This is a genomic window from Acidobacteriota bacterium, assembly GCA_016716715.1.
GTDB lineage: Bacteria > Acidobacteriota > Thermoanaerobaculia > UBA5066 > UBA5066 > Fen-183.
The window spans coordinates 186,059-194,237 of the sequence record JADJVE010000009.1 but is presented as its reverse complement, the minus strand read 5'-3'; the positions used below and the strand labels follow the sequence as shown (position 1 = coordinate 194,237).

General features: G+C 70.3%; 9 protein-coding genes and 1 pseudogene. 6 read left to right on the top strand and 4 right to left on the bottom strand.

The window, feature by feature from the left end; all coding sequences use genetic code 11:
• The 4 genes and pseudogenes from IPL89_15485 to IPL89_15470 all read right to left on the bottom strand — a co-directional run.
• Positions 1-172: hypothetical protein (locus IPL89_15485; protein MBK9064574.1), on the bottom strand; the 172-nt coding region annotated here is incomplete at its 3' end.
• Positions 147-1,229, bottom strand: coding sequence for a hypothetical protein (locus tag IPL89_15480; protein ID MBK9064573.1), 1,083 nt, complete (start codon positions 1,227-1,229; stop codon positions 147-149). The genes IPL89_15485 and IPL89_15480, both read right to left, overlap by 26 nt.
• A gap of 180 nt (positions 1,230-1,409) precedes the next feature.
• Complete coding sequence (locus IPL89_15475) at positions 1,410-1,808, bottom strand: hypothetical protein (GenBank protein ID MBK9064572.1); 399 nt, start codon at positions 1,806-1,808, stop codon at positions 1,410-1,412.
• Positions 1,805-2,840: pseudogene (locus IPL89_15470) on the bottom strand (zinc-binding dehydrogenase). The gene IPL89_15475 and the pseudogene IPL89_15470 overlap by 4 nt, the downstream one beginning before the upstream one ends.
• Before the next feature lie 79 nt (positions 2,841-2,919).
• Here IPL89_15470 and IPL89_15465 point away from each other — a divergent pair.
• The 6 genes from IPL89_15465 to IPL89_15440 all read left to right on the top strand — a co-directional run bounded on the left by IPL89_15465 (position 2,920) and on the right by IPL89_15440 (position 8,166).
• The gene (locus IPL89_15465; protein MBK9064571.1) at positions 2,920-3,237 is read left to right on the top strand and encodes a hypothetical protein; all 318 of its coding nucleotides are present in this window, start codon (positions 2,920-2,922) and stop codon (positions 3,235-3,237) included.
• 63 nt (positions 3,238-3,300) lie between these two features.
• A complete protein-coding gene (locus tag IPL89_15460; GenBank protein ID MBK9064570.1) occupies positions 3,301-4,770 on the top strand; it encodes an SDR family oxidoreductase in 1,470 nt (489 codons plus the stop codon).
• A 5-nt stretch (positions 4,771-4,775) separates the two neighbouring features.
• Positions 4,776-5,249: an SRPBCC family protein gene (locus IPL89_15455; protein MBK9064569.1), complete on the top strand. Its 474-nt coding sequence runs from the start codon at positions 4,776-4,778 to the stop codon at positions 5,247-5,249.
• A 32-nt stretch (positions 5,250-5,281) separates the two neighbouring features.
• Positions 5,282-6,010: a cobalamin B12-binding domain-containing protein gene (locus IPL89_15450; GenBank protein MBK9064568.1), complete on the top strand. Its 729-nt coding sequence runs from the start codon at positions 5,282-5,284 to the stop codon at positions 6,008-6,010.
• A 69-nt stretch (positions 6,011-6,079) separates the two neighbouring features.
• Positions 6,080-7,336, top strand: a complete 1,257-nt coding sequence (locus IPL89_15445) for an FAD-dependent oxidoreductase (protein ID MBK9064567.1) — start codon at positions 6,080-6,082, stop codon at positions 7,334-7,336.
• Positions 7,333-8,166, top strand: a complete 834-nt coding sequence (locus IPL89_15440; protein ID MBK9064566.1) for a DUF1365 domain-containing protein — start codon at positions 7,333-7,335, stop codon at positions 8,164-8,166. Before IPL89_15445 ends, IPL89_15440 begins: the two co-directional genes overlap by 4 nt.
• Positions 8,167-8,179 lie beyond the last annotated feature (13 nt).

The window sequence follows — 8,179 nt, the reverse complement described above, 5'->3', positions numbered from 1 at the left end:
TCGCGTTAAACTCGCTGCTGAGGCCCGGATTTCCGATGTGAACGTTGTTGTTTCCCGCCGTCAGCGAAGAGCCGGCGAGAACACCAATAGCCACGTTGCCATTACCGGCCGTATTGTTTTTGAGGGCGCCGTTTCCCACGGCGACGTTATTGCTGCCGTTCGTGGCGCTCATCAGGCTCTCGTGACCCACACCCGTGTTCCCCTGACCTGACGTCAGGCTGCTGAGCGAGAGGCGTCCAGCGCCCACGTTCGAATTTGCGCTCCCGACCGTGAGCGTGATGTTGCCCGCGTTCTCTCGAGAAATACGTTCCCGCTGCCCCAAAACCGTGAAGAAAATCGATTCGTCCCGCCAGCGAAAAATGCCGCCACCAAAACGAGTTGCCAAAGATCAAAGCCTGGTTGAGTGTGACGGTATGGGCGGAGAAGTCGCCACCTCCACTACGCGAAACGATCGTGCCCCCTAAGGCCGTGTCCGTCGCGTTCGACGTCACCGTCACGTCACCCGACGCCGACGTCGGCGAGGCGGAAATACCGTTTGTCCCCGCGATGCTCGTGACGCCGGGAGGAACCGCGATCGTGATCGTGCCTGCATTGGGGATGACCGTGACGATCCCGCCGCCCTGCAGCGTCAGGTCTCCGGTCAGTGCATTCAGACTGCTGACGCTCGGAACGGTCGCGTAGTACCCGTTCGTGTCGAGGACGACGTGACCGCCCGAGACGCCCAGCGCCATCGAGATCCCGCCCGTCCCGCTCAGGGGCACGACAGCCGCGTTGACGATGACGTCGTTCCCAAGGTAGTTCAGTGTCGAGACGGGGGGAAACGTCCCGCCCTGAGGATAAAGCGTCAGAAAGCCCGGGCCGGTCGGGTACACGACCGTGGCGTTGAGCGAGACCGCCTGCGCGTTCGCGGGGACGCCGCAAACGCCGGTCAGCGTGTAACTCCGCACAGTGGCCGGCGGCAGGAAGCCGCCCGTGAGCGGCGCATTCCCGCGGGTGTCGACGAGCCGGCACGGGGGCAGCGCGATGAACGGCAGCGCCACAGGGCCCGCGACGAGCGCCCGGCGCCCCTGCGGCTCGGGGACGGGCGGCGTCCAGTAGGGCGGCGCGCTCCATCTCTCGGGAGGCGCCGAGGCTTCCTCGGCAGCCGAGGCCGTGAGCGCAAAAAGAACGGACAGGATCAGAGCCGGACTCCCCCGCAGGACCAGTGAACGCACGCCCTTCGAGATCATGGGAACCTCCACTTCGATCGGACGCATCGAAGATAGGTGCCGGAGCCCCGCCCAGTCCTCGGGAACTCCTCAAGAATTGCTCAGTCCGGCCGCCCGCTCAGTCGAACTCGCGGCGGGGCGCCGCCTGCGCGATCCCGACGCGGCCGGCGGCGACGTCGGCGACGAAGTAGTTCTCGCCTTTCATCTTCGCCCCCGACATCCGGCGCAGCATCGCGAGCTGCCCTGCGTGAGGGCGTCCGCGACGGGACCCTGGAAGATCTTCGGCGCGGGCTGGGCGAGCGGGCCGCCTCCGGCGAGCCGCGCGTCGAAGCGCTCGAGCGCCGCGAAGAAGCGCGCGACCTCGCCCTCCCACGGGAGCGGCACGGCGTCGTGCCAGACGGCCTTCCCGTCCGCCATGGTGAGCGCCCAGTCGAAGAGGTCGCCCATGTGCGCGAGGATCTCGACCGCCGTCTTCCCGCCCTCGCCCGCCCGGAAGCCGCCGAACGCCGGCGGCGCGTCGCGCAGGACCTTGCCCGCGCGGTACGCGAGCGTCGCGACCGTGTGGCGGAGCATCGGGAGATCGGCGTCGGACGCGCTCATCCGGCCACCTTCACGACGATCTTTCCGAGGCCGTTGGACGACTGCATGCGCTCGTAAGCCTTCCGCCCTTCCGCGAGCGGGATGACCGAGTCCACGACGGGCACGATGCGGCCCGCGGAGACGGCCGCGAGAAGCGCCGCGAACTCCGCGTCGGTCCCCATCGTCGAGCCGAGGATCGAGAGCTGCTTCCAGAAGATGTGGCGGATCTCCTCCTCGGGGTTCGGTCCCGAGGTCGCGCCCGGGGTGACGATCCGGCCGCCTTTCGCCGCCGCGACGAGCGAGTGCTTCCACGTGGCCGCGCCGACGGAGTCGACGACGACGTCGACGCCGCGTTTCTTCGTCAGCTCGCGGACGCGCTTGCCGACGTCGTCCTTCGAGTCGAGGACGTCGTCGGCGCCCATCTCCTTCGCGCGGGCGCGCTTCTCCTCCGAGGACGACGTCACGATCACGCGCGAGGCCCCGCAGAGCTTCGCGATCTGCAGCGCGAACGTGGAGACGCCGCCGCCGATCCCGTGGATGAGAACCGTCTCGCCCGGCTTCAGCGCCGCGCGCGTGACGAGGAGGCGCCACGCCGTGAGCGCAGCGAGCGGAAACGCCGCCGCCTGCTCGTCCGGTGAGTCCGGCCGGCGCCGGGAGACGTTCGCGGCCGGCACCGCGACGAGCTCGGCGAACGTGCCCGGAGAGGTGTTCGCCGAGGATCCGGAAGGAGATGCACAGGCTCTGCTGGCCGGCCCGGCAGAATTCGCACGCGCCGCACGAGAGCCCGGGCTGGATCACGACGCGCGTGCCGGGCGCGGGGCCCTTCACGCCGGCGCCAAGCGCCTCGACCACGCCGCAGCCGTCCGCACCCGGGACGTGCGGGAGGGCGATCGGGACGCCCGGGATTCCGGCAAGCACGAAGAGGTCGAGCCGGTTCAGGGCGGCGGCGCGGACGCGCACGAGGATCTCGTCGGGACCGGCCGCGGGATCGGGCCGGTCGCCGAACTGGAGCACGTCGAGGCCGCCGTGCGCGGCGAGGTAGAGAGCCTTCATCGATGCCTCCGGAGCGGAGGTTACCGCCCGGCGGGTATCATGCCCGCCGACGGCGCCTCGCGCGCCCGGAAGGAGCCGCATGCGGGCCTGGGAAATCAGACAGAAGAGAGCACAGAAAAGGGCGCGCGAGCTCGCGCGCAAGGAAAAGAACAAGAACGCCAAGGAAACCTCCACGTTCCGTCTCGTCGTCGCGGGCCGCGAGCCCGCCGTCGTGGAGTCCGTCATCGTGAAGAACCCGGACGAATCCGTCCTCGAGGCCACGTTCGACGAGATCGAGACGGGCATGACGCTCATCGTCGAGGGCGAGCGCGGGCTCATCCAGCGAGCCGCCGTCGAGGAAAAGGTCGAGATCACGGAGCCTGAGCTGGTCCGCGAGGTACGGGTCCGGATCCTCTAGGCCCACGACATCCCTTTCCGGCGTCGGTTCGTAGGCACTCGGGGAGGGTTCATGCACACGCCGATGGCCGGACGCCTGATCCTGCTGACAGGCGCGACGGGCTACGTCGGCGGGAGGCTGCACGCGGAGCTCGAGCGGAGGGGCGTGGCCTTGCGATGCTTCGTCCGCCGTCCCGAGGAGCTGCGCGGCCGGGCCGCTCCCTCGACCGACCTCGCCGCCGGCGACGCGCTCGACGCTCCGGCCGTAGCGCGAGCCCTCGCGGGCGTCGACACGGCCTACTACCTGATCCACTCGATGGGCGGCGAGGATTTCGCCGCGCGCGACCGGGAGGCCGCGCGGATCTTCGGCACGGCCGCGCGGGAAGCCGGCGTCAGGCGCATCGTCTACCTTGGCGGACTGGGCGAGGCCGGGGGCGGGCTCTCCGAGCACCTCCGGAGCCGCCACGAGACGGGCGCGATCCTGCGGGAGTCGGGGGTTCCGGTCGTCGAGCTCAGGGCCTCGATCGTGCTCGGCTCCGGCAGTCTCTCCTTCGAGATGATCCGCGCGCTGGTCGAGCGGCTCCCCGTGATGATCTGCCCGCGCTGGGTCGCGGTGGAAGCCCAGCCGATCGCCGTCGAAGACGTGATCGCCTTCCTGGCCGCGGCGCTCGATCTTCCGGAAGGCGCCGAGCGCGTCTACGAAATCGGCGGCCCGGATCGGGTGACCTACGGCGACCTGATGCGCGAGTACGCGCGCCAGCGCGGCCTGAAACGGCTCCTGATTCCCGTTCCGCTCCTGACGCCCCGGCTGTCGAGCCTCTGGCTCGCCCTCGTGACCCCGCTCTACGCGCGCGTGGGACGCAAGCTCGTGGACAGCATGCGCAATCCCACCGTGATCCGGGACCCCGCCGCCGCCAACGCCTTCCCCGTCAAACCGCGCGGCGTGCGCGAGGCGATCGGGCGGGCTCTCGTGAACGAGGACGACGCCTTCGCCCGGACGCGCTGGTCGGACGCTCTCTCCGCCTCGGGGCTGACCGAGCGTTACGGAGGCGACCGGATCGGCACCCGCTTCGTCGACAGCCGGAAGGCCGTCGTTCCGGTCCCGCCTTCGGCGGCCTTCGCCCCGATCCGGCGCATCGGAGGAGACAACGGCTGGTACTACGGCAACGTCCTCTGGCGGCTCCGCGGCTTCCTCGATCTCCTCGCCGGAGGCGTCGGCCTCCGCCGCGGCCGCCGCAACCCGGACGAGCTCCGGGAAGGCGATGCCCTCGACTTCTGGCGCGTCGAGGCCGTCGAACCGGACCATCTGCTGCGCCTGCGGGCCGAGATGAGGGTCCCGGGCCGGGCCTGGCTGCAGTTCGAGATCACGCCCGTTCCGAGCGGCACCGAGATCCGACAGACCGCCGTTTTCGACGCCTCCGGCCTCTTTGGCCTCGCCTACTGGTACGCCCTCTATCCGCTTCACCGCTTCGTCTTCGGCGGCATGCTCCGCGGCATCGCCGCCTCTGCGCTCGGCGCCCCGAAGACCCGGACGGCGCCGCCGCTGGCTGCATGAGCGCGATGGCGGGACGCACGCATCGACTCGTGCGAACGCAAAGCATCCCGCGGCCCCGTGAGGCCGTCTTCGCGTTTTTCGCCGACGCGTCGAATCTGGAAGAGATCACGCCGCCATTCCTGCGCTTCCGGATCCTGACGCCGGCGCCCGTCGAGATGCGCACAGGCGCGCACATCGACTACGCGCTCTCCCTGTTCGGAATCCCGCTCCGTTGGCGCACCCGGATCACCGCATGGGAGCCCGGCGTGCGTTTCGTGGACGAGCAGGAGTCCGGCCCCTACGCCTTCTGGCACCATGCCCACGAGTTCGAGTCCGACGGGGAGTCCACGCTCGTGCGCGACGTCGTCGACTATTCCCTGCCGATGGGCCCGCTCGGATCGCTGGCCCACGCGGTCTTCGTCGAGCGCACCCTCGGCCGCATCTTCGACTTCCGGCGCGAGGCGATCCGGCGGCGCTTCGAGGCCGAAGAATCCGCGTGAAGATGCGCGCCGTATCCTTTATCGTGCCTTCCGTGCCTGCCAAACGACGCCAGGCTCCAGCCCGTCAGGAGCGGCCGGACTGGGGTCCCCTTCTCGTGGCGCTCCTCGCGGGCGACGAGTCGGCCGTGCAGGCCGTCTTCGAGCGCGCGCGCGCCCACCGGATGGATCTCGCGGCCGTGGCGCGGGACCTCGTCGAGCCCGCCCTCGATCAGGTCGGGGCGATGTGGCAGCGCGGCGAGATTTCCATCGGCGAAGAGCATCTCGCCACGGCGCTCGTGGCGCGCGCCTTCCAGCTCGGCGCGCGGGACGTCCCCCTGCCCGGCCTCGGCGCGCCCCGCCTCGTGCTCGTCTGTCCGGCCGGCGAGTTTCACGATCTCGGGGCGCGCATCGTCGCCGAGATCGGCCGGCAGGAAGGCTGGCAGGTCGAGTTCCTCGGCGCGAACCTGCCCCGCGAGGCGGCGATTCACTTCGTCTCGATGCGCCAGCCGGACGCCGTGGGACTCTCGATCGCTCTCGCGGCGCACGTCGTCGGGTGCGCGCCGCTCGTGAAGGAGATCCGGAAGGCCGTCCCCGGCACGAAGGTGCTCGCGGGAGGGCTTGCGTTCCGTCTCGACCCGGCGCTCGTTCCGCTCGCAGGCGCCGATGCCTGCGTGAGCGACGCCGTTGCGCTGCGCGACTGGCTCCGCGCGAACCGCCCGGCCGCGCGCAAGGCCCCGCGGCCGCCGAAGCTGCTCCGCAAGCCGACGCGCGCCGCCCGCTGATCGGGAACCCACCCGCACGCTCATCCGGATTCCGTCGCCAGGCGTATTTGACTCCGTGGGGGTGCGCTCCTGGACATCGCGGTGATCGGCACGGGGATTTCCGGCCTGTCGGCGGCCTGGTTGCTGTCCCGCCGGCACACGGTCCGCGTCTTCGACCGTGAGGCCCGAGCGGGCGGGCACGCCCACACGCAGGACGCGCCGGCCCGCGGGGGCGCCGTTCCCGTGGACACCGGCTTCCTCGTGTTCAACCGCGAGACGTATCCGAACCTCTGCCGGCTGTTCGAGGCTCTCGGCACGCCGCACCACGAGAGCGACATGTCGTTCTCGGTCCGCTGCGAGGCCTGCGGCCTCGAGTGGTGCGGCACGGGCCTCTCGGGCGTCTTCGCGCAGCCTTCGAACCTCGTCTCGCCGTCCTTCCTCGGAATGCTCCGGGACATCGCCCGGTTCAACCGCGAGGCCCCGCGCCTCCTCGACCGCGGGGACGCCGACCGGATCACGCTGGGGGCCTTTCTGCGCGAGGGCCGCTACGGCGACGCGATGAAGCGGCACTACCTCGCGCCCATGGCGGCGGCCGTGTGGTCGTCCGGAACGCTCGGCATCGAGGAGTTTCCGGCGGGCCTCCTCGTGCGTTTCTTCCGGAACCACGGCTTCCTCGGCGTCACGACGCAATACCGATGGAGAACGGTCACGGGCGGCAGCCGCCGGTACGTGGCGGCGCTCACGGCTCCCTTCCGCGAGCGGTTGCATCTCGCGACGCCGGTGCGATCCCTTTCCCGCGACGCGTCGGGCGTGACGCTGCGCTTCACGGACGGAGGGACGCAGCGGTTCGACGCCGCCGTCGTCGCCACGCACGCGGACGAGGCCATCGCCCTGCTGGCCGATCCCTCGGACGACGAGACGCGCCTCCTCGGCGCGTGGACGTACTCGGCGAACGACACGGTCCTGCATTCGGACGCGTCGTTCCTGCCCTCGCGGGAGAAGGCGCGGGCCTCGTGGAACTACCGTCTCGCCGACTGCCGGGAGCCCGGGCAGCGGGCCACGGTGACGTACGACCTGAACCGGCTCCAGGGCGTGCCGGGCCCCGGAAAGTACCTCGTGACCCTGAACCCCGCGCGCCGCGTGGCCGAAGGCGCGCGGATCGCGAGCATGCTCTACACCCATCCCGTCTACACGACGAAGAGCCTCGCGACGCAGGCCGAGCTTCCGCGCCTCTCCGGGACGCGGCGCACCTACTTCGCCGGCGCGTACTTCGGGAACGGCTTTCACGAGGACGGCCTCAATTCCGGGATCGCGGTGGCGGCGGCCCTCGGGGTGGCTTTCCCATGAGCCTGCCCGCTCCTTCGCTCTACACGGGCGTCGTGCGGCACGAACGCTTCACTCCGAAGGCGCACCGTTTCCAGCACAGCGTGTACGAGGCCCTCGTGGACGTGGACGACCTCGCCTCTCTCGAGAGGGAGATCCCGTTCTTCTCGCACGGCCGCGCGAACCTCACGAGCCTTTACGACGGCGACTACATGGGGAAGGACGAGGGCTCGATCCGCGAAAAGGCGAACCGGTGGCTCGCGGCGCGCGGCGTACCGCCTCCGGCGCGGCTCTTCCTGCTGACTCACCTCCGCGTGCTCGGGTACGCGTTCAACCCGGTCAACTATTACTACGCCTTCGACGGGGCCGGGCGCTTTGCCTTCGCGATCGCCGAGATCAACAACACGTTCGGCGAGGGGTACGCCTACCTGCTGAGGCGCCCGGAAGGCGACGACGCCGGGACGATCTCGGCGCGCTTCCCGAAGGCGTTCCACATCTCGCCGTTCATCGGAATGGACACGACGTACACGTTCGTGGTGACGCCTCCCGGGGAAACCCTGCGCGCGCACGTCGACGAGTTCGCGGCGGGCGCCGAAGGCGGCAAGTTCTTCGAGGCGTTCTTCGCGGGGCGGCGCTCGCCGCTGACGGCTCGCTCCCTTCTGGGCGCTCTCGTCCGGCACCCCCTGATGCCCCTCCGCGTCATGGCGTGGATTCACCTGCACGCGTTCTTCCTGCTCCTGAAACGCGTTCCGTCCTTCACGAAGCCCGCGCCGCCCGAGGGCGCCCTTTACGCCGGGGCCGCGCCCCGGTCCCCGTTCGCAAGGAAAAGCCCGGAAGCGAGGAGAAACGCTTGAGCTCGACCCCGTT

Coding starts and splice junctions, on each gene's coding strand:
- IPL89_15480 (MBK9064573.1), bottom strand. CDS start 1,229: ATGATCTCGAAGGGCGTGCGTTCACTGGTCCTGCGGGGGAGTCCGGCT.
- IPL89_15475 (MBK9064572.1), bottom strand. CDS start 1,808: ATGAGCGCGTCCGACGCCGATCTCCCGATGCTCCGCCACACGGTCGCG.
- IPL89_15465 (MBK9064571.1), top strand. CDS start 2,920: ATGCGGGCCTGGGAAATCAGACAGAAGAGAGCACAGAAAAGGGCGCGC.
- IPL89_15460 (MBK9064570.1), top strand. CDS start 3,301: ATGGCCGGACGCCTGATCCTGCTGACAGGCGCGACGGGCTACGTCGGC.
- IPL89_15455 (MBK9064569.1), top strand. CDS start 4,776: ATGGCGGGACGCACGCATCGACTCGTGCGAACGCAAAGCATCCCGCGG.
- IPL89_15440 (MBK9064566.1), top strand. CDS start 7,333: ATGAGCCTGCCCGCTCCTTCGCTCTACACGGGCGTCGTGCGGCACGAA.